This window comes from Arthrobacter sulfonylureivorans (assembly GCF_022637435.1).
Classification (GTDB): domain Bacteria; phylum Actinomycetota; class Actinomycetes; order Actinomycetales; family Micrococcaceae; genus Crystallibacter; species Crystallibacter sulfonylureivorans.
Genome location: NZ_CP093326.1, coordinates 726,143 through 752,888 on the forward strand (window position 1 = coordinate 726,143; position 26,746 = coordinate 752,888).

The window sequence follows — 26,746 nt, forward strand, 5'->3', positions numbered from 1 at the left end:
TGGAAGGGAGTGGGCGTGCGGGAAACCCGCGGGACCAGCCGGGCGCTGTCGGCCGGATTGCTGATTGCCGGCATCCTGGTGGTGGCCGCCAACCTGCGCCCGGTGCTGACCAGCGTGGGCCCGCTGCTGGACCAGATCGGCGCGGAGACCGGACTGGGCGTTGCCGCGTTGGGCGTGCTGGCCGCGGTGCCGCTGCTGGCCTTCGGCGCCGTCTCTCCACTGGCGCACGGCCTGAGCGAGAAGTTCGGCGTGGAACGCACGGTCTTCGGCGCCCTGCTGCTGCTGGTCGCCGGTACGCTGCTGCGACCCATTCCGGGCTCCCTCGCGAATCTGTGGATCGGCACCATGCTGATCGGCGCGGCCATCGCCGTGTGCAACGTGATGCTGCCGGCGCTGCTCAAACGCGACTTCCCCGAACGGATGGCCTCGCTCACCGGAGGCTATTCCGCCGTGCTCGGCGGCTGCGCCTCGCTGGGCGCCGGACTCGCCGTGCCGCTCTCGCTTGTTCCGATCGGCGGCGAACCGGCCGGCTGGCGCTTCGCCCTGACCGCCTTCGTGGTGCTGACGGTGCCGGCTGTGCTGCTCTGGCTGCCCCGCCTGCGCCGCGGCAGCCGGCACCCCGATCAGGCCCGGGAAGCGGCTGCCGCGCCGGCCCTGGTCAGGGGCTCGGTCTGGAAGTCCGGGATCGCCTGGCAGGTGACGCTGTACATGGGCTTGCAGTCCATGATCTTCTACATCCTCATCACCTGGCTGCCCACGCTGGAACGCTTCCACAGCCGCAGCGCGCTGGCGTCCGGCTGGGACCTGATGATGTTCCAGCTGATCGGCGTGGTGTCCAGCCTGATGACGCCGGTGGCCCTCCGCGGACCGACACAGCGCCTGGCGGCTTCACTGCCGCCGCTGCTTGTACTCGCCGGGGTGCTGGGCATACTGCTGATGCCCCAGATCATGCTGTTCTGGGTGCTGGTGGCAGGCTTCGGCTGCGGCAGTTCGCTGGTCACCGCGCTCTCGCTCTTCGGCCTGCGCACCCGCACGCACCGCGAGGCGAGCGCGCTCTCCGGCATGGCCCAGTCGATCGGTTATCTGCTGGCCGCCGCTGGTCCGCCGATCTTCGGCGGGCTCTTCGCCGCGTCCGGCGCCTGGGCGGCTTCCCTGACCTTGCTCTGCATCATCGCCGTCCTGCAGGCAGCCACCGGCTTGCTGGTTGGACGGGACCGCTTCGCCTTCGCCGGCTAGCCCGCGCCGACTATCAGCATGGTTGCCGCGAACACCAGACCGGAGGCGATCAACGTGACCATGGTGTAGCCGAGGATGTCGCGCATCTTCAGCCCGGCGATGGCCAGCAGCGGTAGCGCCCAGAACGGCTGGATCATGTTGGTCCACTGATCGCCGTAGGACACGGCCATGATGGCGACGGCGGGGTCGACGTCCAGCCGCGCCGCGGCGTCGAGCATGATGGGACCCTGGACCGCGAACTGGCCGCCGCCGGAGGGGACGAAGAAGTTCACCAGCCCGGCGGAGAGCAGCGCCAGCACGCCGAAGGTCTGCGGGGTGGAGATGTCCACGAAGAAGTCTGAGAGCACCGTGATCAGGCCGGTGGCGGTCATGATCCCCATGATCCCGGCGTAGAGCGGGAACTGCAGCAGGATATCGCCCACATTGGACGCCGCATTCTTGATCAGCGCGATCAGTTCGAACGGGTTGCGGACCAGCAGGAAGATCAGCGCCAGGAAGGACCAGTTGACGATGTCCAGCGTCAGTGTGCCGCCGGTGCCGAAGTGAACGGCCAGATAGGCGACCAGTGCCAGGCCGACAAGCAGGGTCAGGATGCGACTGGCATCGAGCCGATCGGCCGGGGTGACCACGTCGTCGTCGTAATCAGCTTCCCCATCGCGGGCATCGATCTCCAGTTCCACGATCTTGTCATCGCCGCGCGGAGCCACCAGGGACAGCGCCGCACCCACCACAATCACCGTGGCAATCGCGGCCAGAATGTTCCAGAGCGAAAACGTAGTTTCGCTGACCGGAATGGTACGGCCGATCTGCTCCGCCAGGAAGGACCCTTCCGTCGCGGCGGTCAGCGGACCGGAACCCGAGTAGCCCATGTGCCAGACCACGAAGCCGGAGAAGGCGGCGGCCACCAGCATGGGGAAATGCAGCCGGATGCCCTTCGCCTTCAGCTGTGCGGCGACTTCCTTGGCCAGCAGGGCGCCGACCACCAAGCCCAGACCCCACGTGATCAGCGACGCCACGGCCGCCACCACGAAGACGAAGACGTAGGCCTGGATCGGCCCGCGCGGAACTCCGCCCAGGAAGGAAAGCAGGCGGCGGACCGGCCGGGTGTTCGCCAGCGTGTGGCCCAGCAGCAGGATCAGCGCCATCTGGGTCATGAAGGACAGCAGGCCGGACAACCCGTCACCCCAGCCCTGGACCACCTCCACCGGACTTGAGCCGGTGAGGGCCAGGGCCATCAAGGCCACGACGACCGTTAGGACAATGGCGAAGACCAGTGCACTAGGGATGAAGCGTTCAACGAGGGAATTGACCGGCCGCATGGCGGCGGAGACCGGATTGGATCGCGTCTGGCTTGTGCGGGACATGGCACCTCCTGCTCGGATCCGTGCCTACGTCGCAGCGGATCGTCCAACGTTTCACCACAGCGTAAGTAACCGCCGTCACGAAACCTAGGTCTCCGAGTGCTGCAGGGGCCCTTACATGCCCAAGCGGTACGTCTCCAGCTGCCGGAACCGGCGCTGCAGCGACTCGCGCCGGTGTTCGTCATCACCGGCGGTGAGCTCGATGTGGCTCCGGCCGAAGCGCCAGAGCAGCAGGTCGTCCAGCAGCCGGTCCGGGCCGGGGGAGTACCTGTGCTCCAGGGCGGCGCGGACATCCGTGATGGTTTCCGGATTCAACAATGCGGCCAGCTCGGTGGTGGTCTTCAGGCCGTGCGCGGCCAGCAGTTCCGCCGCCCAGCCCCAGTCGTCGTCGGACTTGCGGTCCACATGCGGCAGCAGGGTCTGCCAGACCTCACGGACGCGGCGGGGAGTCAGCGGCGCCGCGCCTTCGCCCTCTTCGTCCCAGTACCCGGTAACGGTCTCGTACCGCTCGTGCAGTTCGGCAAAGGCCGACTCGACCGCCTCCAACATGGCTGCCGTGGCGGTGAACTGGCGGTCGAAGTAGGGGCTCCAGGCCCGCGGATCCGAGGACTTGAAGCGGATATCGTGCTCCAGCTCCGACCAGGCGTGCGAAAGGATCGTCCGGATCTGGACCTCGAAGAGGTAGCTGCCGGTGGCGCGGGCCGGTTCGCCCAAGGCCTGCTGGTAAGCCTTCACCGTGTTGTTCTGCAGCGTGCGCATGATCAAGTGGCGGCTGGCGTAGCCGTAGGTGCCGGACTCGATCGAGCCGATGTCCTTCTCGCGGTCGGCACGGCAGTCGAAGTCGCTGCGCTGTCGCTTGATCAACGCTGCGGCCTCGCGGATTTCGTGCGGCAGGCTCACGATCACCCGGACGCCGACCAGATCGTGGATCTCCCGCAAAGGATCGGGGAACTCCAGCGCCGGGGCACCACCCGGTTCGGCAGGCTGCAGCATCCGCGACGCCTTGTCCCGGAACGATTCAACGCTCTTGGTCCGGGCGGTGACGAACAGCGGCGTCAGTTCGGCCGAGCGGAAAATGTCCCGGATGCCCGACTGCAATTGGGATGTGACGGTTGCCAGCGACGGGCGCACCCGCTCGTACTGCGCGGTGTTGGCCTCCACCTGCGCACGTAACCGCTTGTCCAACCGGTCCCAATGAATGCCCATGCGCGTCTGGCTCTCCTGCGGTAGGTATGTGTGGCTGAAGAACAACCTACCAAGGCATGCCGGGAGGGCCGGTACCGGAAGCTTCGCCCGGCCCGGCCCGCGAAGCCCTCAGTCCTCGGCGTGCGCGTCAGCCAGCGTCAGCGCCTCGTCCAGGATGGCCAGGCCGGTCCGGGCGTCCTGGACGCTGATGTTCAGCGGCGGCACCACGTGGATCCGGTTGAAGTTGGCGAACGGCAGCAGCCCGCGGGACTTGCAGGCCGCGATCAGCTCGTTCATTTCCGGGCTTGAGGAGCCGTACGGTGCCAGCGGCTCGCGCGTGGCCCGGTTTTTCACCAGTTCCACTGCCCAGAAGGCCCCGACGCCGCGCACCTCGCCGACCGATTCATGTTTCGCCGCCAACTCCGCGAGCCCGGGACCGAACACATCGGTACCCAGCGAAGCGGCATGCTCCACCATCTGCTCCTCACGCATCGCGTTGATCGTCGCCACCGCCGCGGCACAGGCCAGCGGATGTCCGGAGTAGGTCAGGCCGCCCGGATAGACCCGCTTGGCGAAGGTCGCGAAGATCTCCTCGGAGATCGCCACACCGCCCAGCGGCACGTAGCCGGAGTTCACGCCCTTGGCGAAGGTCAGCAGGTCGGGCACCACCTCCGCGTGGTCGATAGCGAACCACTTGCCGGAGCGGCCGAAGCCGGCCATCACTTCGTCGGCGATGAACACGATCCCGTACTTGGTCGCCAGTTCGCGAACACCCTGCAGGTAGCCCGGCGGCGGCACCATGATGCCCGCGGTGCCGGGGATGGACTCCAGCACGATCGCGGCAAAGCGGTCGGCGCCCTCCAGCTGGATGGTGGTCTCCAGATGCTCCAGCGCACGCTGGCATTCCTGCGCTTCGTTCTCGGCGTGGAACTGGCTGCGGTACAGGAACGGCGCATGGAAGTGGACCGTACCCGCATTGCCGTAGTCGTTGGCCACCCGCCGCGGGTCGCCGGTGATGTTCACGGCCAGCGCGGTGCCACCGTGGTAGGAACGGTAGGCGGAGAGCACCTTGTAGCGGCCGGTGTGCAGCCGGGCCATCCGCACCGCATGCTCCACGGCCTCCGCGCCGCCGTTCGTGAAGAAGATCCGGTTCAGGTCGCCGGGGGTCAGCTCGGCGATCAGCCGGGCGGCCTCCGAGCGGGCGGCGTTCACATGCTGCGGCGCCACGGTGCACAGCAGCCCCGCCTGCTCCTGGATCGCAGCCACGACCTTGGGATGTTGGTGGCCGATGTTCGTATTGACCAGCTGCGAGGAGAAGTCCAGCAGCTTGTTGCCCTCGCCGTCCCAGACCCAGGAGCCTTCCGCCCGGGTAATAACCATGGGCGTGATCAGTTCCTGCGCGGACCAGGAATGGAACACATGCCGGCGGTCCAACTGGTACGCGCGGCGGCCGGCTTCCAGTTCCTCGGCGCTCAATGCTGTGCCGGTGGTGGTGGTCATCTGTCTCTCCTCAAACTACGACGGCGGATGGTCGGCTCGGCGGGGCAGCTGCGGCAGGCGCGTGCCGGCCCAACCGGATCAAGCATTCTGCGGGAAGCCCAAGTTGATGCCGCCGTGGCTCGGGTCCAGCCAGCGGGTGGTCACCACCTTGCCGCGGGTGAAGAAGTGCACGCCCTCGGAACCGTGTGCGTGGCTGTCGCCGAACAGCGAGTTCTTCCAGCCGCCGAACGAGTAGTACGCCATCGGCACCGGGATCGGGACGTTGATGCCCACCATACCCACCTGCACCTCGTTCTCGAAGCGGCGGGCAGCCCCGCCGTCGTTGGTGAAAATCGCGGTGCCATTGCCGTACGGGTTCTCGTTGATCAGCGCCAGCCCCTCGTCGTAACCGGGCACCCGCACCACGGACAGGACCGGCCCGAAAATCTCGTCGGTGTAGATGGACATCTCCGGCGTCACCCGGTCGAACAATGTGGGGGCCAGGAAGAAGCCATCGCCCTCGGCATCCGGTTCCACTGTGCGCCCGTCCAGTACCAATTCGGCGCCGGCGTCCTCACCCGCCGTAATGTAGCCGGCCACCTTGTCCCGGTGCGCCGCCGTGACCAGCGGCCCCATGTCCGTGCCGCGCATGCCGTCGCCCACGCGCAGCTTCGCGGTGCGCTCGGCAATCTTGGCCACCAGTTCGTCGGCGACCGACTCCACCGCTACCACCGCGGAAATCGCCATGCAGCGCTCGCCGGCGGAGCCGTAGCCGGCGTTGACCGCGGCGTCCGCGGCCAGATCCAGGTCCGCATCCGGCAGCACCAGCATGTGGTTCTTCGCCCCGCCCAGCGCCTGCACCCGCTTGCCGGAGGCCGTGCCGCGCTCATAGACGTAGCGGGCGATCGGCGTCGAACCGACGAAGGAAACGGACGTGATCTCCGGATGCTCCAGCAGCGCGTCCACGGATTCCTTGTCGCCGTGCACCACATTGAACACGCCGTCCGGCAGCCCTGCCTCCTTCCACAGCTCGGCCAGCCAGTTGGCCGCCGTCGGATCCTTCTCGCTCGGCTTGAGCACCACCGTGTTGCCGGCGGCAATGGCCACCGGGAAAAACCACATGGGCACCATCGCCGGGAAGTTGAACGGGGAGATGATCGCCGCCGGTCCCACCGGCTGCCGCAGCGAATGCACGTCCACCTTGGTGGAAGCGTTCTCGGTGTAGCCGCCCTTGAGCAGATGCGGGATGCCGCAGGCGAACTCCACCACCTCCAGCCCGCGCGACACCTCGCCGAGCGCGTCGTCCAGCACCTTGCCGTGCTCGGCCGTGATGATCGCGGCCAGCTCGCCCTTGCGGTCGTTCAGCAGCTCGCGGAAAGTGAAGAGGATCTGCACGCGCCGCGCCAGCGACGTGTCCCGCCAGGCCGGAAACGCTGCCGCCGCTGCCTGCACCGCTTGATTCACGACGGCGGAGCTCGCCAACGCCACGCGGGAGGAGACCTTGCCGGTGGCCGGGTTGGTCACCTCGCCCAGCCGGCTCGCGGGATCAGGATTGGCGTAGCTGCCGTCGATCCAATGCTGGATGGTCTGCATGGTGCTCCTTGGTGTGGTTCAGTGCGGCGTAGTTCTGTGCGGGCAGGGCCGGTCGGTGCATCCCGGTGGTCGGATCGTCCGGATACGGCCTCTCGGTCTTGGGAACATCCTCCGCCGGCCGCCCGCAACCCACCACTTACACCCTGTCGGATCTCGCCTTTGGAGCCTTACACTGTGTCAATGCTGACTGTGCGTGACGTCTTGGACCTGGACGTGGTGCGCGCCGGAGCGCCGGAGGTACTCGCCGGAGCGGAAGCCTTGTCCTCGCCGGTCCGCTGGGTGCATGTGGCCGAGCTGAAAAGCCTGGCCGGGCTGCTGGAAGGCGGCGAGCTGGTCCTCACCACCGGCCTGGCGTTCGAGGATTCCGCCGCGGACGCAGCCCGCTATCTCGGTGAGCTGGCAGCGGCAGGTGCCGCCGGCGTCGTCGTCGAAATCACCGCGCAGCGGCCGCAGACCGCAGCGGCACTGCGCCAGGCCGCACAGGATGCCGCCCTACCGGTGGTTCTGCTGACCCGGCGCATCCGTTTCGTAGAGGTCACCGAGGTAGTGCACCGCCTGCTGGTGTCCGGGCAGTTGGCGCAGCTGGAGCGGGCCAGGCAGGTGCACGAAACCTTCACCATGCTCAGCTTGGAGAATGCGCCGCCGGAGGAGATCGTGGCGCGGGCGGCCGAGCTGATGGGCGCGCCGGTGGTGCTGGAGGACGTGGCGCATCTGGTGCTGGCCTTCGCGTCCGCCGGGGTGCCGGCCTCGGAACTGCTCAGCGGGTGGGCCGAACGGTCGCGGCTGGTGCATTACCGCGAGGAGACGGCTCGGGCCGGGGCCGCGGGATGGCTGCAGACGCCCGTGGGGCTGCGCGGCCAGCGCTGGGGCCGCCTGGTGGTGCCTGCTCCCGGGGGACCGGCGGGCGCAGACGGCGACGGCGCCATGGTGTTGGAACGGGCCGGCCAAGCGTTGACCATCAACCGGATGGCCGAACGGGACCAGCGCGAACTCGGCCATCAGGCACGCGCCGGATTGCTGCACGAACTCCGCCGCCCCGGTGCGCTGGAGGAAGCCGAAGCCTTAGCGCGCGCGGCCGCCCTGGGCCTCGCCGCGGCTCCGGTGTACCTGCCGGTGGTGTTCCGGTTGAGCCGGCGGCCCGGCGAAGAACCGATCGAAGTGCAGCGACGCGAGCGGGCGCTGCTGGACATGCTGCACAGCGTGCTGGCAAACGCCCGGGTGCCGGCCCTGGCCGCCAGCCTGCAAGCCGGTGCCCTCGGGCTGTTGGTGGCCGTGCCCGCCAGACAACTCGAAGACCCTGTGCTGGAACGGCTGTGCGGGCAGTTGGCCGAGCAAACCAGCGTCGATTGGGCGGTTGGCGTAGGCCGCGGCCGGCCGGACCTGCTGGCTGCCGCGGCAGGACTGGACGAAGCCGCGCATGTGGCCGAATCTGCGGCCGGGCTTGGCTCCGCCGCCGGGCTCGGCGGCAGCCGGCGGTTCTACCGATCGGCCGATGTCCGGCTGCGCGGATTGCTCTCTATGTTGCGCGACGACCCGCGCGCGGCAGCCTTCGCGGACGCCGAGCTCGCCCCCATCAGCCAGGACGCCGAAGCCCTCGACCTGCTCATGCACTACCTGGAATCCGGTGGGAACAAGGCCCAACTGGCCCGCAACGGCTACCTCAGCCGTCCCACGCTGTACGCCAAACTGGCGCGGCTGCAGGAGAAGCTGGGCGTCACGCTCGACGACGCCGAGTCGCGGACCTCGCTCCACGTTGCGCTGCTGCTGCGCGGGCTGCGCAGCTGACCCAAGCCAGCGGACCCGGACCGTACAACACCTGGATCCCGCAACATCCGGGACCGCACCAACTAAGGGACGCGGCCCATCCCACCGAAGCCAACCCGCAGATATGGTGGAAGCATGAGCCACACCAGCGATACGGCACAGTTCAGCACCAAGGGCGCCTACGTCCACAGCGGCGAAGAATTCGACCGGGACACCAGCTACATCGAGGACCGGATCGTGGCCGACCCCGACGCCGTCCGTGCCTCGGACGGGCCGACCGGCGGCACAATCGGCAACCCCAACGGCGGACTCGGCGACGGCGCCAAAGCCTGGCCGGTGGAGGCCGGCCGCTACCGCCTGGTCGCCGCCCGCGCCTGCCCCTGGGCCAACCGCGCCATCATCGTGCGCCGGCTGCTCGGGCTTGAAGACGCCATCTCGTTGGGCCTGCCCGGCCCCACCCACGACGCCCGTTCCTGGACCTTCGACCTGGACCCGGATGGCCGGGACCCGGTGCTGGGCACCGAGCGCCTGCAGGAGAACTACTTCAAACGCTTCCCGGACTACCCCCGCGGCATCACCGTTCCGGCCATGGTGGACGAGGCGAGCGGCGCCGTCGTCACCAATGACTACCCGCAGATGACCCTGGACTTCTCCACTGAGTGGAAGGATTTCCACCGCGACGGCGCCCCGGACCTGCTGCCGGCCGACAAGCTCGATCAGATGCAGCCGGTCATCAAGCGGATCTACACCGAGGTCAACAACGGCGTCTACCGTTGCGGTTTCGCTGGCTCGCAGGAAGCCTACAACGCCGCCTACGACCGGCTCTGGGCCGCCATGGATTGGCTCGAGGAGCGCCTCACCAACCAGCGCTACCTGATGGGCGACAGCATCACCGAAGCCGACGTCCGCCTCTTCACCACGCTGGCCCGCTTCGACGCTGTCTACCACGGGCACTTCAAGTGCAACCGGAACAAGCTGAGCGAGATGCCCGCGCTGTGGGGCTACGCCCGCGACCTGTTCCAGACCCCGGGCTTCGGCGACACCACCGACTTCGTGCAGATCAAGCAGCACTATTACATCGTGCACGAGGACATCAACCCCACCCGGATCGTCCCGCAAGGCCCCGACCTCTCCGGCTGGCTGACCGAGCACGGCCGCGAAGCCCTCGGCGGCAGCCCGTTTGGAAACGGCACCGCGCCGGGCCCGGTGCGGGAATCCGAACGCGTCATCCCCGGCCACAATCCGCTCTACCCCGCCTGATCGCCGTGTCCCGCCCCTTGGATGACGACGGCGGCGGCCGCCCGCGGATTGCCGTCAGCTACGCGCGGGACGCGCCATCCCATCCGGCGTGGTTCTCAACGCATCTGGCGGACTTGGCCCAGCGGGCCGCTGTCGGCCTGAGTTCCGCCGGAGCGGAACCCATCGTCCTGAATTCGGCCTCCGGACATGTCTTCAGTGCGCTGGACTACGACGGCGTGGTCATCCTTGGGGGCGGCGACGTGGACCCCGCCCGCTACGGCGGCGATACCGACGAACCGACCGTGCACTGTGTGGATACCGGAGCGGACGAGGCCGAGATCGACTTAGTCAACGGCGCCATCGAAAACGGCCGACCCGTGCTCGGAATCTGCCGCGGACTCCAGCTCATTAACGTTGCCTTCGCGGGCTCGCTGATTGAAGACCTCGGCCCGGATTCCCCCCACAAGATCCACCAGTCGCAGCCGCCCATGGCGAACCACCCGGTGCACATTGCACGTGACAGCCTGCTGGCCAGCGCACTCGGCACGGACTCCATTCCGGTCCAGTCCGGCCACCATCAGGCGGTTCGCCGGCTCGGCGACCGGCTACGCGTGGTGGCAACGGCGGCCGACGGCGTGGTCGAAGCCGTGGAACTAGCCCGTCCCGATGAAGGCTGGCTGCTCGCAGTGCAATGGCATCCCGAAGAACCCGGCTCACCCGACGGCCAACTTCAAGCGTTGCTCAAACCCTTCGTCGAAGCCTGCCGACAGACTCCTCTAGGCATGGACGGGTAGGGCAATTGCCTCATATAGTCCGATTCCTCAACGCTCGGTGCGGGCACTAGCCAGTTCTTAGCTGTAGTCCGGCGGGAACCGTTCTCATCGGACTTCGGGCCGTTTCTAGGAGCCATCCGACTCCATCCGAAAAATGTCCGACCCGGCTTATAGGCTGTTTTCATTAGCAGTTCAGTACCAAACGTTGGCTATCAGGGTGGGGTTTTCCTGGTGGCGTTGGCGGGCTTTGTCCCGCGACCGTTCGTAGTCGATGCCGCGCCTCTTAAGGGCGCGCTGAAGATTGAGACGCACTGATGGTTGATCCGGCAGCACCTGAACCACCCGCCTCGGGCAACGGGTTTGCGATCGCGTTGCCGCCGGTCGATCTGGAGGCGCCTGCGGCCGGGTTGGTGGACCAGATCACCGCCAGGGAGAACGCCAAGGACGCGATCGCCGCGGAGCAGGCCAGGCTGATGGTCGCCCTGGATCAGCGGATCCGGGCCGAGCGGGCCGCCAAGGGCGTGCCCGCCGCCCGGCAGGGCGAGGGGATCGCCAAGCAGGTCGGGTTGGCGCGCCGGGAGTCACCGAACTACGGCGCTTTGCTGCTGGGCCGGGCCAAGGTGCTGGTCAACCAGATGCCGCACACGCTCCAGGCACTCGGGGCGGGGAGACTGAACGAGCATCGGGCGGCGATCCTGGTCAGGGAAACCGACTGCCTGAACCTGGAACACCGGGCGGTGGTGGATGAGGAACTGGCCGGGAACCCGGACCGCCTGCACGGGCTCGGGAACCGGCAGTTGGAAGCCGAAGCCAAACGCGCCGCCTACCGGTTGGACCCGCACGCGGTGGTGAAGCGGGCCGCGAAGGCCGAAGCGGACCGGTATGTCTCCTCCCGGCCCGAACCGGATGTGATGGTCTCGGTCCGGACCCTGTTGCCGGTGGTGCAGGGGATCGCGGTGATGGCCGCGCTGCAGCAGGAAGCGGACCGGCTGGCCAACGCCGGGGACCCGCGGACCCGCGGCCAGGTGATGGCCGATACCGTGTTTGAACGCGTCACAGGCCGTTCCACCGCCGACCCCGCCGCCCTGGAACTGCAGCTGGTGATGACCGACCGGGCGCTGCTGCAGGGCGAGAGGGAACCGGCCTGGCTCACCGGGTACGGCATCGTCCCGGCGCAGTACGCCCGCGACCTGATCCGCCTGCCCCAAGACCCGCAGGAGCTGGCCACTGCCGCTACCGGTGGGAATCAAGCCGGCCAAAGCCCACCGCCTCGGAACCCGTCCGGTCCACCGGGCAGCGGCTTCGGGCAGAAGGCTCCGCCTGGTGCGGGAACCGGGCAGAAGGCGCCGCCGGCCGGGACGGAGCCGGGCTGGAAGACCGCCCGCGAGCAGGCCCGGCTGGTCAGGCTGCGGAACCTGAAGGTCGGCGGCGTGGAGGATGTCTGGATCCGGCGGCTGTATACCGCGCCGGGGACGGGGCAGTTGCTGGGCATGGACTCGAAGGCGCGGAAGTTCCCGGACGGGATCCGGCGGATGGTCATGGCCCGGGACGCGTTCTGCGGCGGTCCCTGGTGCGACGCGCCGATCCGGCACATCGACCACATCGTCGCCTGGTCCGAGGGCGGACCCACCACCCTGGCCAACGGGCAGGGGCTGTGTGAGCGCTGCAACCACGCCAAGGAAGCCGACGGCTGGTCCGCCAAACCCGTCGACGCACCCCGGCACAGCGTGGAAACCACCACCCCGACCGGCCACACCTACACCTCCACCGCACCACCCCTACCCGGCACCACTCCGAGCGGACCGATGGCAGCGGCAGTGGCTGCACCGCGTGGACAGCAAACTGCACGAGAGCCGCGGCTCTTGGTGGGGGCTGCCCTTCGCCAAGCGGGTGCTGCCGACGGCGGCCGACCCGGTAGCGGTACAGAGAGTGGCTGGGCGGTTGTCCGTATCCCGCGGAAAGAACTGATTCGCCCTGCGGCCTGATGGCAGGGAGCGGAGTGGGGACAACCAGGGCGGCTGGTTCCCACGCCCCTTGTGCGGAGCCTATGCCAGGTGTCTGTCGGCATAAACCTTCATGGCGTCCCGGACGAAGGCTGCGCCTTGCTCCCCGCCATAGTTGGCGCTGAACCGCGGGTCGGCCACGTACATTTCGCCGAGGCCGGTGAAATAGCCGAAGGACACTTCCTGTCCGCCGTTCGCGCTGGCCAGCCAGTCGAATTGACGCTGTGCCAGAGCCTGCGCCTCATCGCTATCGGCAGCCATCCCGGACTGACCTGCGGCAACCCAACCTGACATCAACTGCTGTGAGTGTTCCCTCCACGATGTCCGCTCGGCGTCGGACATGCCGCGCCACCACCGGTCGCCCTTGGCATAAGCGTCCTTGCCCCAGCGCTCTTCGACTTCCTCCTTGTATTGGGTGTGGTCGAATCCGTCGAACATTTCCTCTGCCACGAGCTGTTCGCCCCTTTCCGTCTTGTCGATAGTGGTCTTGACGGAGGCGATCTGCTTTTCAAGTCGATCGCGCTCCTGCAGGAGAAGTTCCAGATGCCCGCGCAGGGCGGCCGTCGTATCCCGTGTGCCTTCCAGCACCTTGTGGATCTCACGCAGACCCAATCCAAGCTGGCGCAGCAGGAGGATCCGCTGCAGCCGAAGCAAGGCCTCGTCGTCGTAATAGCGGTAGCCGTTGTGGCCCGTGCGGCTCGGCTCAAGCAGGCCGATGTCTTGGTAATGGCGCAAGGTCCTGCTGGTTGTCCCGGCTGCTTTGGCGACTTCCTGAATCGAATACGTTGTGACCTCCGGTGTCATGCCCATAGCAACCACTATGGAGCTTGACGCAACGTCAAGGTCAAGAACTGTGGGGCCTGATTAAGGCTCGTACCGTGCGGCTGCCACGGGCGGGCGCAGACAGGAACGGCCGGGAGGGCTAACATCGGCACGTGCACGCAGACCGACCCGCTGATTCTCCCCGCGGCAGCCGTGGGAGGGTGCATCTGCCGGGCGGGGGGGGGCTCCCATCAAACGCGAGGGCATCCAATTGCCGGTTGCGCTGGCACTGCTGCTGGCGCTGGTCGCAGGCGTGGGGCTGGCCGTGCAGAGCCGGATCAACAGCCAGTTGGGTATCGAACTGCAGGACAGTGTGGGAGCAGCCTTGGTCAGCTTCGGCACGGGCTTCGCGGCGGTAGTGCTTTTTGCGCTCGTGCGGCCGAAGGTGCGGGCAAAATTGCGTGCTGTCCCAGGACTGCTGCGACGGCGGGTGTACCCGCGCTGGTACCTGCTGGCCGGCGTCGTCGGTGCCCTCTACGTGTTCGCACAGGCGGCAACCGTGGGGCCAATCGGATTGTCCCTGTTCACCATAGCGATCGTGACCGGGCAGATGGCTTCCGGCCTGCTGATGGACCGGTTGGGCATCGGAGCTGGCCGGAAGATTGCGGTCAGCGGGGCCCGGATCACCGGTGCCGTGCTCGCCTTCCTGGCAGCGGTCCTCGCCGCCAGTGCCCATTTCGGGTCGTCGAAGGCAGTAGGTCCGCTGGTGTTGTTCATGCTGATCCCGCTGCTGTCGGGGTTGTTGCAGAGCGTGCAGCAGGGAGTCCTGGGCCAGATCGGTACGGCGCATGGCAGTCCGGTGATCTCCACCCTTCTGAACTTCGGTGTGGGAACGGTGGCCCTGCTGGCGGTCTGGGTTGTGCAGGCGGCGATCATCGGGCGGGCCGACCTCCTCACCGGGCAGTGGTGGCTGTATCTGGGTGGTCCGCTCGGCACCATGATCCTGGCCGCTGCCACCATCTGTGTGGCCAGTACCGGCGTGCTGCTCATGACGCTGACCGTGATCGGCGGACAGTTGGTGGGCGCTTTGGCCGTGGATATTTTCTGGCCGTCTGCGGGCAGCGTGGTTGGGCCGGAAACGCTGCTGGGCATCGGACTGACCGGCGTGGCACTGCTGATTGCGGCGCGTGCCAGCGGCCCGCGGTCGGCTCGCTGACAGGCCGAATCGGCTGATCCGGACGCTGGGCCTGCTGCCCGGGGACCGGTTAGGCCCAGCGGCCACGTCAGCGGAAGGCGGGGATGCCGGTGATTTTCTGGCCGAGGATCAGGGTGTGGACTTCGTCGGTGCCTTCGTAGGTGCGGACGGATTCGAGGTTGTTGGCGTGGCGCAGCGGTGAGTAGTCCAGGGTGATGCCGTTGCCGCCGAGGATGGTGCGGCATTCGCGGGCGATTTCGATGGCTTCGCGGCAGTTGTTGAGTTTGCCCACGGAGATCTGGTGGGGCTGCAGGTTCCCGGCGTCCTTGAGTCGGCCCAGGTGCAGGGCGAGCAGGAAGCCCTTGTTGATTTCCAGCGCCATGTTGACCAGTTTTTCCTGGGTGAGCTGGTAGCCGGCCAGCGGTTTGTCGAACTGCAGGCGTTCCTTGGAATAGTCGACGGCGGCCTGCCAGGCGTCGCGGGCGGCGCCCATGGCGCCCCAGATGATGCCGTAGCGGGCTTCGTTCAGGCACTCGAACGGCCCGCGCAGGCTATTGGCCCCGGGCAGGAGCGCGTCGGCGGGCAGGCGGACGTCGGTGAGTTCGATGTCGCACTGGATGGAGGCGCGCATGGAGAGCTTGGGTTCGATCGGGGTGGCCTTGAAACCCGGGGTTTCGGTGGGCACCACGAAGCCGCGCACACCGTCATCGGTTTGGGCCCAGATGATCGCTACCTTGGCCACGGAGGCGAGGCCGATCCAGCGCTTGGAGCCGTTGAGCACCCAGTCGGCGTCGGGACCGGAGCCGTCGCGACGTGCAAAGGTTTTCATGCTTCCCGGGTCGGAGCCGGCGGTGGGTTCGGTCAGGCCGAAGCAGCCGATCGCTTCGCCGGCGGCCATCTGCGGGAGCCACTGGTGTTTTGTTCGTCGGAGCCGTGTTTGTGGATGGCACTCATGGCCAGGGAGCCCTGCACGGAGACGAAGGTGCGCAGGCCCGAGTCGCCGGCTTCGAGTTCCGCGCCGGCGAGTCCGTATTCCACGGCGGAGCGGCCGGCGCAGCCGTAGCCGTCCAGGTGCATGCCGAGCAGGCCGAGTTTGGCCATCTCGGGCACGATCTCCAGCGGGAAGACCGCCTTCTCGTACCAGTCGGCGATGTTCGGCTTGATCGCGCTGTCCACAAAAGACCGGACGTCGTTGCGCAGCGCGAGCTCGGCATCACTCAGCAGCGAGTCGAGATTGATCAGATCGGCTTCAGCGGACAAGTGGAGCCCCTTCGCTCGGAACAAGGATTCCGGCTTGATGGCAGCCGGGTGCTCCCACGATAACCTCTGGCAGGAACCACGCGCCGTTGCGGCGCTACCATGGGCGAATGGACGACGGCGGTGCCTCCTTCGGCCAGATGCGCTCGGTTGGCGGAACGGATCCGGAAGGCCGGGCGGCGTTGGCCATCCTGCAGATGCTGCAGGACGTGCAGCCGTGGCTGCAGCGGGGCGAGGCTCCGGTTGAAGAGGGGTCCCCGCTGGCCCAGCTGGACGAACAATTCAACGCGGCCCAAAGTGTGAGCAGCCTGCTGCGCCAGTCCTTGGCCGCGGCCACGGACAATGTGCTGGCCCTGCGCCGGCTGTTGTTCGAGGAACATGGCGGGCACGGGCCGGCGGAATACCGGTTGCAGACGCACGCGCCGTACTCGTTGGTGCGGACGGTTATCGAATGCACTTCCGCCGTGTTGTGGGCGCTGCTGCCGGCCGAGGGTACCGAACGGGCCCGGCGCAGTCTGGTGCTCATCGCGCGGGATGTGTTCAACGCGGCGTCGTTCTGGGATGCCTATCTGGCGGACTTCCGGCCGGAACGGCATGCCCGGGCGATGGAGTATTTCAACGGGCTGCGCCGCACGGTCAACGAAGTGGCGGAGTCGTTGGAGTTGCCGCCGATCTTTGCCAGAAAGGCCGACAATTCCTGGGGCTACGCCACCAAGAACCGAACCCAAACCTCCATCCTGAAGGACCTGCGGGCCGAGGACCTGCCGCCGTCGCTGATGTACGTCTGGCAGTTCTGCAGCGGGCACTCGCACGGGCTGGAGTGGGCGGCGGTGGGCGGGGCCCGCTATCCGGATCCGTTCAGCGAATCCGGCACCGCGCCATTCCGGGCCGGGAGCATGGAGCAGTTGCGGCAGATGTGCGACGTGTCGCTGGGCCTGGTGCCGCGGGCCTGGGACGTCTTCGACGGGCAGCGCCGTGTGTGGCCGGTGCTGTAGGCCGGGTTGAATCAGCGGTAGGCGCGGTGCAGATTCTCCTTGCTGGAGACCCCGGTTGGGCGCTCCGAGATCCACGGTCCGGTGCCCTCCGAAGGATCCAGGACGCCGGCTTCGAACCAGGTGTAGTCACCGGCGAGCACCCGAGAGGCCAGCTTGCCGTCGCTGGCGTCCGAATTGCGCCAGAGTTCGCCGAAGAGCTGGTGGATCCGCTCCCTGGACTGCAGGCAAAAGGCGTCCGCCAGCTGGTACGCTGCCTTGCCTTGTGCCGGGTCCTGGCTGCGCAGCATCTCGGCATGGCTGCAGCTGGCGGCCATGGCAAAGAGCTCGGCGCCAATATCCACGATCCTGCCGAGGAACGCCTGCCGCTTCTCCAGCCCCGCCTGCCATCGGCCCATGCCGAGGAAGGTCTGCCGGGCCAACCGGCGTGAAGATCGCTCGATGTAGCGCAGGTGCTTGGCCAGCAGGCCGAAGTCTTTATAGGCCGTGGGATTCATGCCTTGGCCGGCGAGCAGCTGAGGGAGCCATTTGGCGTAGAAACCGCTGGCACCCATGGCCGCTTTTGCCTTGGCCTGAAGATCGGCGTCGGCCGAGGCCAAGTCTCCGGCGGCGGACAAGTGCGCGTCCACAGCCTCCCGGGCAATCAGCAGATGCATGATTTCGGTGGAGCCTTCGAAGATCCGGTTGATCCGCATGTCGCGCAGCAGTTGCTCGGCCGGCACTGCGCGTTCGCCGCGGGCAGCCAGCGAATCGGCGGTCTCAAAGCCTCGGCCACCGCGGATCTGGACCAGCTCGTCGGCAATCTTGTAGGCGAATTCGCTGGACCACAGCTTGGCCAGCGCCGCTTCAATCCGGACATCCTTCATGCCGGCATCGGCGAGTCCGGCAGACAGTTCGAAGACTGCGTTGAGGGCGAAAGAGCCGGCGGCGATGAAGGCGATCTTCTTGCTGACCGCCTCATGCTTGCCGACGGGCTTTCCCCACTGCACGCGGGCGTTCGACCATTCCCGGGCGATCTTCAGCGACCATTTGCCGCCAGCCGCACAGAGCGCGGGGATGGAGAGGCGGCCGGTATTCAGCGTGGTCAACGCGATTTTCAGGCCCTGGCCTTCGCGGCCCAGACGGTTGGCCGCGGGCACGCGGACGTTGTCGAACCGGGTGACGCCGTTTTCGATGCCTTTGAGGCCCATGAAGGCGTTTCGGTTTTCCACCGTGATGCCGGGGGAGTCGGCCTCCACCACGAACGCTGAGATGCCGCCGTGCTGGCCGTCATGCTCCGGGACCTTGGCCATCACTACCACCAGTTCCGCGATCACACCGTTGGTGGTCCAGAGTTTGCTGCCGTTGAGCAGGTACGCCCCGCCGTCCTCGGTGGGCGTGGCGGTGGTGCCGAGCCGCGCGGGGTCGGAGCCGACGTCGGGTTCCGTGAGCAGGAAGGCGGTCACGGCGCCGGCCGCGCAGCGGGGCAGGTATTCGCGCTTTTGCTCCTCGGTGCCGAACACCTTGACCGGCTCGGGAACGCCGATGGACTGGTGGGCCGAGAGCAGCGCCCCGAGCGAAGGATGTACCGAGCCCAGCAGCATCAGGGCGCGGCCGTAATAGAGCAGTGACAGCCCCAGGCCGCCATATTCGACCGGGATCTTCATGCCGAAGGTGCCCAGTTTGGCCATGCCGGCGATGTATTCGTCCGGGATCTTCGCGTCGCGTTCTATCCGTGCGCCGTCCATGGTGCGGGCGTACTCCTCCAGCGTCGCCAGGAACAACTCGCCGGCCTCACGCTCGGCCGGGGTCGGCAGCGGATGCGGGTGGATCAGGTCCAGGTCGAACCGTCCCATGTACAGGCCCTTGGCGAAGCTCGGCCGGGTCCATTCCGTTTCGCGCGACGCCTCGGCAAGTTCGCGGGCGTCCCGTTCGCTGGTCTCCGCCGGTCCGGCCGTCCCTGCCTCGGCTGGCAACGGTCCAGCGGCGGCCTCCTCGCTGGCGCTGGCGTTTTTCTGGTCGGTCTCGGCGCTCATGGCAGTCCCCTTCGACGCGGGCCTGCCGGGCTTCAGGCCCTGTGCTGTCCCCTCATGTTACTTCCCGGTAGCTCTTTTGCCGAGGGTCTTTTCTTGACGTCGGGAATTTCCCGGATTACCTGAAGCTTCAACTAATGGAACACTGCACGCGACCCCGGGAGCATTCATGGACTTCGGCATCTTCACCTTCGGCGAACTGACACACGGCCCGGACGGTGAGGCGTTGTCGCCCCGGCAGCGCCTGGAGGAGCTGGTCCAGCTGGCGAAGATCGCCGATCAGGCGGGAATCTCCTTCCTGGGGCTCGGCGAACACCACCGCAAGGACTTCGCCATCTCGGCACCCGAAGTGGTGCTGGCCGCCATCGCCCGCGAGACCACTACGCTGCGCCTGGCCACCGCCGTCACGGTGCTATCCACCCAGGACCCGGTGCGGCTGTTCGAACAGTTCGCCACGCTGGACCTGCTCTCCGGTGGCCGGGCGGAAATCATCGCCGGCCGCGGGGCCTTCACCGAGTCTTATCCGCTGTTCGGATACGACATGGCCGACTACGACGGCCTGTTCGAAGAGAAGCTGCAGCTGCTGCTGGCCGCCCGCGAGCAGGAGAACCTGAGCTGGAACGGAACGCACCACCACAGCATTCGCGGCATGGACGTGTCGCCGCGGCCGCTGCAGGAGAAGCTGCCGGTCTGGGTAGGCGTGGGTGGCACGCCTTCCTCCTTCGAGCGCGCCGGCCGGCTGGGCCTGCCGCTGTACTTGGCGCTGCTCTCCGGGCCGCAGCACTTCACCCGCCACCTTGAGTATTACCGCGAATCCGCGTCCGCGCACGGGCACGACCCGGCCACGCTGCCGGTGGGGACGGGTGGCCACTTCTTCGTGGCTCCCACCTCTCAACAGGCCCGCGACACGTTCTATCCTTACTACCGCTCCTACTTCGAGCAGAACATGCCGCGGCCGGCGGGGCATTTCCCGCGTGAGACCTTCGAGGCGTGGGCTGGCCCGGGCGGCGGGCTCTTGGCCGGTAGCCCGCAGGAAGTGATCGACAAGATCATGGAGCAGTACCAGTTGTTCGGCCACGACCGCTACATGGCGCAGGTGGGCCTGGGCGGACTCCCGTTCGCGGACACCGCCCGTTCCATCGAACTGCTCGCCACCGAAATCATGCCGGTGGTCCAGCGCGAAACCCACCCGGCCAAACGGCCCTAGCCGTCCTCCGCTGACTCAACATGCCCCAGGATCGCCTCGGCGCATGCGGCGGGCTGCTCCCAATGCACCATGTGCCCGGCATCCTGCACCGAGGCGTGCCGCCAGGTCGGATGCATGGCGAGGAAATCCGCGACGGCGGCGGCTGGCCGGGTGGCATCCCGCGTGCCGGTCACCACCAGGGTGGGTGCCGACACCAGTTGTGCCACCTCCGGCGCCGCGCCGGTCACTCCCGCCGGCAGGCTTTGGCGGACGACGGCGGGGTGTCGCCTGAAGGCGGCCAGGAACGTTTCGCGGTCGTCGCCTTGCGGCTCGGAGCCGCCCCGAAACCATGCACCAAGCAGTTCCTCGCCGGCAGCCAGGTCTGCTTCCGGATCGGAAGAATCCCCGCCGAACAGCCGGGTCAGCTTGTCCACGGTTGCCGCCGACGGTGCCACCGGGACCATCCCCACCAAGGTGAGCGACGCCGTCGTGCGCGGGAAGCGTGCGGCGATGGTGGCGGCAATGCTGCCGCCCAGCGAGTGCCCCACCCAGTGCGCAGGCCCGCCGCCGAATTGTTCGGCCATGGCGGTGGCAGCGTTCTCCACCGTCCAGTCGAAGCCCGCGCGTAGGTCGCTGCCGTAGCCGGGCAGGTCCGCGGCCACCACCGTGCGGCCGCCGGCGGAGAGTTGGTCCGCCAGCGGTTTCCAGTACGCCGCGGAGCAGGCCCACCCGTGGAGCAGGACGATGGGATGTGGCATGACTTGATTATGCACGGGCCGGTGCCAGCCCAAGGTGCAGCAGGCTGGCGACACCGAGGCGGGTTGCGGACGGCAAATAGGGCACCAAAGCGTTTCTTAATCTACAGAAGCATAGGCTAGCCTTACCTGAGTTGCTTTGTTCCGGCTCAAAGGGGGGTGCGCATGCCAGCTGATCTGGCAGCAACAGCGCCGTCCCAGCAGCTACCCCATGGCCCCGCCGGCCGCCTACCTGCCGGCCGCGCGCCCGGCGGCACGATGGGAAGCGGGCAGCAGTCCTCGTCTCCCGGTGCCGGACGGCGGAATACCCGCAGGGCGCTGGTCGGCATTCCGGCCGCGCTGATGGTGCTGGCCGTGGTCTGCTTTGCCTCGCTGGCTCTGGGCGCCCGTCCCATTAGCCTGGAGACCTTCATCCAGGCCTTCACCGGCTTCGACCCCTCCAACGGCGATCACGCCGTGGTCCACTCACGCATCCCGCGCACCGTCACCGGCCTGCTGGTGGGTGCTGCCTTAGGCGTGGCCGGTGCCGCCATGCAGGGCGTGGCTCGTAACCCGTTGGCGGATCCGGGCATCCTGGGCGTGAATGCGGGTGCGGCGCTCGCGGTGGTTGCCGGCATCTTCGTGTTCGGCGTCACCCAGCTGTCCGGCTACATCTGGTTCGCCTTCGCCGGTGCCGCGCTCGCCGCCGTGCTGGTCTACGGCGTCGCCAGCATGGGCCGGGAAGGTGCCACGCCGGTCAAGCTGGCTTTGGCCGGGGCGGCGCTGTCCGCCGGACTGAGCTCGCTGATGTACTCCGTGCTGGTCACCAACCAGGACACGCTTGAGGGTTTCCGGTACTGGCAGGTGGGTTCCGTTTCCGGCCGCGGCTGGGACCTGATTGGCCAGGTAGCCCCGTTCATTGCCGTGGGCTTGGTGCTGACGCTGTTCACCGGTCGGATCCTGAACAATCTCTCGCTGGGCGACGACGTGGCCCGCGGCCTCGGCCAAAAGGTGGCGCTGTCCCGGGCGGTCACCGCGCTCGGCGTGGTGATCCTCTGCGGCGCGGCCACCGCCATCGCCGGCCCGATCGCGTTCGTCGGCCTGGTCATTCCGCACATGGTGCGCGCGCTGACCGGTCCCGATTACCGCTGGATTCTGCCGTATTCCATGCTGCTGGCCCCGATGCTGCTGGTGGCGGCCGATGTGGTGGGCCGGTTTGTGGCGCCGCCGGGCGAAATCGAAGCCGGCATCACCACCGCGATCATCGGCGCGCCCGTATTCATCTGGCTGGTCCGGCGGCGGAAGGCGGCCGGCCTGTGAGCACGTTGGACATGCAGCACGCAAATCGCCCAGGGCAGGGTTTGCCGTCGAGGGCAGGGTCCATGGAGGGTGCCCTCGACGGCAAACCCCGCCCTCGCGGCGGCACCCACGATGGAACCGCAACGCCAGGCAGGGCGGGGCGCTCCAGCCGGCGGCGGGTGGTCCTCGGCACCCTGGCGGGCACCGTCGTCGTACTGTTTTTTGTCAACGTGCTGCTGGGCAGCTACACCGTGACCGTTCCGGATTTCTTCCGGCTGCTGGCCGGCGAGCAGATTCCCGGCGCCAGCTTCATCGTGATGGAGCACAAGCTGCCGCGGGCCGTGATCGGGCTGCTGGTCGGGCTGGCGTTTGGCTTGTCCGGCAGCATTTTCCAGACCATGCTGCGCAATCCGCTGGCCAGCCCGGACATCATCGGCATCAGCTACGGGGCCAGCGCCTCTGCGGTGACCGCGATCGTGGTCTTCGGCGCGGCCGGCCTTGCCGTCTCGGCCGCCGCCATGGCAGGTGCGCTGGTGGTGGCCGTGGCGATATACGCGATTTCCTACCGGCCTGCCACCGTCTCGGGCGCGGCCGGTTCGCGGCTGATCCTGGTGGGCATTGGCTTCGCAGCCGTGCTGCAGGCCGTGGTCAGCTACCTGCTGACCCGCACGGATATCCGCACCGCGCAGGGCGCACTGGTCTGGCTGAACGGCTCGCTGAACTCCAGCAACTGGGACCGCGCCGTGGTGCTGGTTGCCGGCCTGGCCGTGCTGGTGGTGGCGGTGGCCTTGCTGGCGCGCAGCCTGCGCGGACTGGAAATGGGCGACGACACCGCGGCGGCGCTGGGCGTCCGCGTGGCCCCGGCCAGGCTGGGCCTGATGGTGGTTGCGGTGCTGCTGGCCGCCGTCGCCACTGCCGCGGCGGGGCCCGTGGCCTTCATCGCGTTCCTGTCCGGTCCGATCGCCCGCCGGCTGCTGGGCGGTGCGGCATCGCTTCCGGCGGCGGCACTGGTGGGCGCCGTGATCGTGTTGGCCGCCGATTTTGCTGCGGCGAATCTCATTCCGATGTATCTGACCAGCGGCACGACGCTGCCGGTAGGGGTGGTGACCGGTGCGCTGGGCGCGCCGTTCCTGCTCTGGCTGCTGGTCAGCACCAACCGCCGAGGCCAAGGAGGCTAAGTGCGTACGCTCGAATCCCGGAATCTCACGCTGGCGTACGACCAGCGCACGGTGGTGCAGGACCTGACCATCCGGCTGCCCGAGGGCAAGGTGACGATCATTGTCGGGGCCAACGCCTGCGGCAAGTCCACGCTGCTGCGCGGGCTGGCGCGGCTGCTGAAGCCGGCCGGGGGATCGGTGCTGCTGGACGGCAAGGACATCCACCGGCAGTCCACCCGGGAGGTGGCCAGGGTGCTGGGCCTGCTGCCGCAGAGCCCGGCCGCGCCGGAGGGAATCACGGTGGCGGAGCTGGTGGGGCGGGGACGGTATCCGCACCAGGGCTGGTTCCGGCAGTGGACACGGGAGGACGACGACGCCGTGAACACGGCTTTGGCGGCGACCGACACCTTGGAACTGGGCGAGCGGAACGTGGACGAACTCTCCGGTGGGCAGCGGCAGCGGGTCTGGATTGCAATGGCGCTGGCGCAGGAGACCGACGTGCTGTTGCTGGACGAGCCGACCACCTTCCTGGACGTGTCGCACCAGGTGGAGGTGCTGGACCTGATCACCGACCTGAACCGGCGCCGTGGTACCTCGGTGGCCATTGTGCTGCACGATCTGAACCTGGCCGCCCGCTACGCCGACCACCTCGTGGCGATGAAGTCCGGCCGGGTAGTGGCCGAGGGCGCGCCCGCCCAGGTGGTCACGGCGGAGTTGGTGCACACGGTGTTCGGGCTGGAGTCACGGGTGATCCCGGATCCGGTCTCCGGAACGCCCATGGTCGTCCCGGTAGGACGGCATCACTGCGAGGCCCCGGCCCCGGCCCCGGCCGGCGAGCCGGCGGAACCGGCGGATCCTGGCCCGGCGCTGGCCCAGGTGGACTTCCAGCACAAGGAACCGGCAGCATGAGCCGGTCTAACCAAAAGACTGTGCGGATATGGCCCTCGCCAGCCGCGCAGAGGGGCCATATCTGCACAGTGGATGGATTGGAAACGGAGAACGGAGCACGATGACTGCTGTAGCTACTGAGACATCCGCGGTAGTGCCGGTGCTGGCCTTCGGCGTTGCCGTCAGCCGGGTGGAGGACCTCTCGCCGAGCTATCGGCGCATCACGTTCGCCGGCGAATCGTTGAGCCGTTTCGGCGTGGACGGGCCCACGCTGGACCTGCGCATCAAGGTGATGATCCCGTCCCTCGGCGCCGATGGACAACAGATCCCGCTGCCGGCGTTTGGGGTCTCGACAAGCTCGACCAACGGAGTGCGCTCGACCAACGGGATGGGCTCGACCAACGGGGTGGGCCCGGACACGGCGGTGGAACTGGGCGGCGGCTGGTACCAGCAATGGCTGGCGATGGACCCGGCCGAACGGGGTTCGATGCGCACCTACACGGTCCGGGAGTTCCGTCCGGCGGCTGGCAACCTCGGCGCCGAACTGGACGTTGACTTTGTGCTGCATTTCGACGCCGAGGGCAACGGCGGTCCGGCATCGTGCTGGGCGGCGGCGGCCGTTCCGGGCGACGAAGTCACCATCATTGGCCCGAACGTCGAGGCCGCCAAGTGCGCGACGGCGAAAGCCTACGGCGGCATCGAGTGGCGTCCCGGACTGGCCTCCCACGTGCTGCTGGCCGGCGACGAAACCGCCCTGCCGGCCATCTCGGCCATCCTGGAAAGCCTCCCGGAGGACATGACCGGTAACGCCGTGCTCGAGGTGCCCGACGCGGCGGACTTCCAGGACATCCGTTCGGCCGCAGACGTGCAGATCGCCTGGCTGGCGCGAGGCGACCGCCCGCACGGCGAGCTGCTGGACGAAGCGGTACGCACCGCCGTCGTTGTTCCCGGAGCGGGGCTGGCCCCGGTCACAGGGGAGGATCCCGAGGAAGTGGACGTAGACCAGTCGATCCTGTGGGAGACCACCACCGGTTCCACCCGTCCGTTCTATGCCTGGATGGCCGGTGAGGCGGCGGTGATCCGCGAGCTCCGGCGCTACCTGGTCCGGGACGTGGGCGTGGACCGCAAGCAGGTGGCCTTCATGGGGTACTGGCGGGCCGGTAAAGCCGAACTGTAGCGGTTGCCATTAGCCTGTCCCTAGCGGGCCGTTGATCCGGCGGCCGGGACAAGGAGTTGGTGTGGCGATTGTCAACGGCGCGGTGTCTTTTTGGTATGCCGACGGCGGGCTGCCCGAGCCCGGCCCGGAACTGACGGAGGGCACGACGGCGGACGTCGCCGTGGTCGGCGCGGGTTACACCGGTTTGTGGACGGCCTACTACCTGAAACAGGCGCGGCCGGATCTTGACGTGGTGGTGCTGGAAAGCCGCTTCGCCGGCTTCGGCGCGTCGGGACGCAACGGCGGCTGGCTGACCAACAGCATGACCGGCGGGCGCGACGGCTACGCCGCCAGCCACGGCCGCGAGCTGACCGGCCGGTTCCAGACGCTGCTGAACCAGACCGTGGACGAGGTCATCCGGGTGGCCGCCGCCGAAGGAATCGACGCGGACATGTACAAGGGCGGCGAACTGATCGTGGCCCGGAACCCTGCGCAGCTGCAGCGGCTGCAGGCGTGGGCCGCGGCGGAGTCGGTCTGGCCGGAGGCCGGTGCCCGGCTGCTGGACGCGGCGGAGACCAACCGGCGGATCCGGATCGACCGGGCGGTGGGTTCGCTGTTCCAGCCGCACTGCGCGCGGATCCAGCCGGCCAAGCTGGTCCGCGGGCTGGCCGACGCCGTCCGGCGGATGGGGGTGCGGCTGTACGAAGGAACCACCGTCACCGAGATCCTGCCCGGCCAGGCCCGCACTGACCACGGGACCGTCCAGGCGCGGTACATCCTGCGCGCCACCGAAGGGTTCACCGCCGGGCTGAAATCGGCGCACCGGGACTGGCTGCCGATGAACTCGTCGCTGATTGTCACCGAACCGCTGCCGAAGGACGTCTGGGCGGAGATCGGCTGGGAAGAGGCAGAAGCCCTGGGCGACATGGCCCACGCGTACATGTACGCCCAGCGCACCGCGGACGGACGGATCGCGCTCGGCGGCCGGGGCGTGCCTTACCGCTACGGCTCCGCACTGGACGCCGACGGCGCCACGCAGCCGAAAAGCGTGGCACAACTGGCCGAGATCCTGCATTCGATGTTCCCGGCCACCCGCGCCGCCCGCCTTGAGCATGCCTGGTCGGGCGTGCTGGGCGTCCCGCGCGACTGGAAGGCCACGGTCGGCCTGGATCCGCAGACCGGGCTGGGCTGGGCCGGCGGCTATGTGGGCACCGGCGTGGCCGCCACCAACCTGGCGGCCCGCACCTTGCGTGACCTCATCGTCGATCCGGACAGCGAGCTGGCGCGGATGCCGTGGGTCAACCGGAAGGTGCGCCGCTGGGAGGTGGAACCGCTGCGCTGGATCGCCGTCCAGGCCATGTACGCCGCCTACCACGCGGCCGACCGCGCCGAGGACGGCCGGCTGAAATCCACCTCGCTGATTGCCCGGGTTGCCGATAAAGTTTCCGGGCGCGGCTGACCCCGCCACTGCCATA

General features: G+C 68.0%; 20 protein-coding genes and 1 pseudogene. 13 read left to right on the forward strand and 8 right to left on the reverse strand.

Annotation, left to right across the window (positions count from 1 at the left end; all coding sequences use genetic code 11):
- Nucleotides 1-15 precede the first annotated feature (15 nt).
- Nucleotides 16-1,236 (forward strand): MFS transporter, encoded by a 1,221-nt coding sequence (locus MNQ99_RS03550; protein ID WP_241914477.1) that lies wholly within the window; start codon nt 16-18, stop codon nt 1,234-1,236.
- Here MNQ99_RS03550 and MNQ99_RS03555 read toward each other — a convergent pair.
- From MNQ99_RS03555 to MNQ99_RS03570, 4 genes are all read right to left on the reverse strand, one after another.
- Nucleotides 1,233-2,600, reverse strand: a complete 1,368-nt coding sequence (locus MNQ99_RS03555) for a short-chain fatty acid transporter (protein ID WP_241914478.1) — start codon at nt 2,598-2,600, stop codon at nt 1,233-1,235. The two genes, MNQ99_RS03550 and MNQ99_RS03555, sit on opposite strands and share 4 nt — an antisense overlap.
- A 111-nt stretch (nt 2,601-2,711) precedes the next feature.
- The gene (locus tag MNQ99_RS03560) at nt 2,712-3,803 is read right to left on the reverse strand and encodes a GTP pyrophosphokinase (RefSeq protein WP_241914479.1); all 1,092 of its coding nucleotides are present in this window, start codon (nt 3,801-3,803) and stop codon (nt 2,712-2,714) included.
- A 108-nt stretch (nt 3,804-3,911) separates the two neighbouring features.
- The gene (locus MNQ99_RS03565) at nt 3,912-5,282 is read right to left on the reverse strand and encodes an aspartate aminotransferase family protein (protein WP_241914480.1); all 1,371 of its coding nucleotides are present in this window, start codon (nt 5,280-5,282) and stop codon (nt 3,912-3,914) included.
- A 78-nt stretch (nt 5,283-5,360) separates the two neighbouring features.
- Nucleotides 5,361-6,854: a CoA-acylating methylmalonate-semialdehyde dehydrogenase gene (locus tag MNQ99_RS03570; protein ID WP_241914481.1), complete on the reverse strand. Its 1,494-nt coding sequence runs from the start codon at nt 6,852-6,854 to the stop codon at nt 5,361-5,363.
- A gap of 180 nt (nt 6,855-7,034) precedes the next feature.
- Here MNQ99_RS03570 and MNQ99_RS03575 point away from each other — a divergent pair, with 180 nt between their 5' ends.
- From MNQ99_RS03575 to MNQ99_RS03590, 4 genes are all read left to right on the forward strand, one after another.
- On the forward strand, nt 7,035-8,639 hold the full coding sequence (locus MNQ99_RS03575) for a PucR family transcriptional regulator (RefSeq protein WP_241914482.1): 1,605 nt from the start codon (nt 7,035-7,037) through the stop codon (nt 8,637-8,639).
- Nucleotides 8,640-8,753: 114 nt separating this feature from the next.
- Nucleotides 8,754-9,878 carry a glutathione S-transferase family protein gene (locus tag MNQ99_RS03580; RefSeq protein ID WP_241914483.1) on the forward strand — a complete coding sequence of 375 codons (1,125 nt, stop codon included), beginning with the start codon at nt 8,754-8,756 and terminating at the stop codon, nt 9,876-9,878.
- Between the two features lie 5 nt (nt 9,879-9,883).
- Nucleotides 9,884-10,651, forward strand: coding sequence for a gamma-glutamyl-gamma-aminobutyrate hydrolase family protein (locus tag MNQ99_RS03585; protein WP_241914484.1), 768 nt, complete (start codon nt 9,884-9,886; stop codon nt 10,649-10,651).
- A 293-nt stretch (nt 10,652-10,944) separates the two neighbouring features.
- Nucleotides 10,945-12,615 (forward strand): HNH endonuclease, encoded by a 1,671-nt coding sequence (locus tag MNQ99_RS03590; RefSeq protein ID WP_241914485.1) that lies wholly within the window; start codon nt 10,945-10,947, stop codon nt 12,613-12,615.
- Between the two features lie 60 nt (nt 12,616-12,675).
- On the opposite strand, the gene MNQ99_RS03595 is transcribed toward MNQ99_RS03590, so the two are convergent.
- Nucleotides 12,676-13,443, reverse strand: coding sequence for a MerR family transcriptional regulator (locus tag MNQ99_RS03595; RefSeq protein WP_241914486.1), 768 nt, complete (start codon nt 13,441-13,443; stop codon nt 12,676-12,678).
- 223 nt (nt 13,444-13,666) lie between these two features.
- On the opposite strand from MNQ99_RS03595, the gene MNQ99_RS03600 reads away from it, so the two are divergent.
- Complete coding sequence (locus tag MNQ99_RS03600) at nt 13,667-14,611, forward strand: DMT family transporter (RefSeq protein ID WP_241914487.1); 945 nt, start codon at nt 13,667-13,669, stop codon at nt 14,609-14,611.
- A 67-nt stretch (nt 14,612-14,678) separates the two neighbouring features.
- Here the strand turns inward: MNQ99_RS03600 and MNQ99_RS03605 are convergent.
- Nucleotides 14,679-15,850, reverse strand: a pseudogene (locus MNQ99_RS03605) (acyl-CoA dehydrogenase family protein).
- 107 nt (nt 15,851-15,957) lie between these two features.
- Between MNQ99_RS03605 and MNQ99_RS03610 the strand changes: the two are divergent.
- Nucleotides 15,958-16,842: a hypothetical protein gene (locus MNQ99_RS03610; protein WP_241914488.1), complete on the forward strand. Its 885-nt coding sequence runs from the start codon at nt 15,958-15,960 to the stop codon at nt 16,840-16,842.
- Nucleotides 16,843-16,853: 11 nt separating this feature from the next.
- Here MNQ99_RS03610 and MNQ99_RS03615 read toward each other — a convergent pair whose 3' ends face one another.
- Nucleotides 16,854-18,854, reverse strand: coding sequence for an acyl-CoA dehydrogenase family protein (locus MNQ99_RS03615; protein WP_127513008.1), 2,001 nt, complete (start codon nt 18,852-18,854; stop codon nt 16,854-16,856).
- A gap of 166 nt (nt 18,855-19,020) precedes the next feature.
- On the opposite strand from MNQ99_RS03615, the gene MNQ99_RS03620 reads away from it, so the two are divergent.
- A complete protein-coding gene (locus MNQ99_RS03620) occupies nt 19,021-20,058 on the forward strand; it encodes an LLM class flavin-dependent oxidoreductase (protein WP_127513007.1) in 1,038 nt (345 codons plus the stop codon).
- Here MNQ99_RS03620 and MNQ99_RS03625 read toward each other — a convergent pair.
- On the reverse strand, nt 20,055-20,795 hold the full coding sequence (locus tag MNQ99_RS03625) for an alpha/beta fold hydrolase (RefSeq protein ID WP_241914489.1): 741 nt from the start codon (nt 20,793-20,795) through the stop codon (nt 20,055-20,057). The two genes, MNQ99_RS03620 and MNQ99_RS03625, sit on opposite strands and share 4 nt — an antisense overlap.
- 255 nt (nt 20,796-21,050) lie before the next feature.
- Between MNQ99_RS03625 and MNQ99_RS03630 the strand changes: the two genes are divergently transcribed.
- The 5 genes from MNQ99_RS03630 (at nt 21,051) to MNQ99_RS03650 (ending at nt 26,730) form a co-directional block, all read left to right on the forward strand.
- Nucleotides 21,051-22,091 carry a FecCD family ABC transporter permease gene (locus tag MNQ99_RS03630; RefSeq protein ID WP_241915254.1) on the forward strand — a complete coding sequence of 347 codons (1,041 nt, stop codon included), beginning with the start codon at nt 21,051-21,053 and terminating at the stop codon, nt 22,089-22,091.
- Between the two features lie 62 nt (nt 22,092-22,153).
- Complete coding sequence (locus tag MNQ99_RS03635) at nt 22,154-23,248, forward strand: FecCD family ABC transporter permease (protein WP_241914490.1); 1,095 nt, start codon at nt 22,154-22,156, stop codon at nt 23,246-23,248.
- On the forward strand, nt 23,249-24,136 hold the full coding sequence (locus MNQ99_RS03640; protein WP_241914491.1) for an ABC transporter ATP-binding protein: 888 nt from the start codon (nt 23,249-23,251) through the stop codon (nt 24,134-24,136).
- Between the two features lie 100 nt (nt 24,137-24,236).
- The gene (locus MNQ99_RS03645; protein ID WP_241914492.1) at nt 24,237-25,292 is read left to right on the forward strand and encodes a siderophore-interacting protein; all 1,056 of its coding nucleotides are present in this window, start codon (nt 24,237-24,239) and stop codon (nt 25,290-25,292) included.
- Between the two features lie 67 nt (nt 25,293-25,359).
- Entirely contained in the window at nt 25,360-26,730 is a 1,371-nt protein-coding gene (locus tag MNQ99_RS03650; protein ID WP_241915255.1) for an NAD(P)/FAD-dependent oxidoreductase, read from the forward strand.
- Nucleotides 26,731-26,746: the final 16 nt, after the last annotated feature.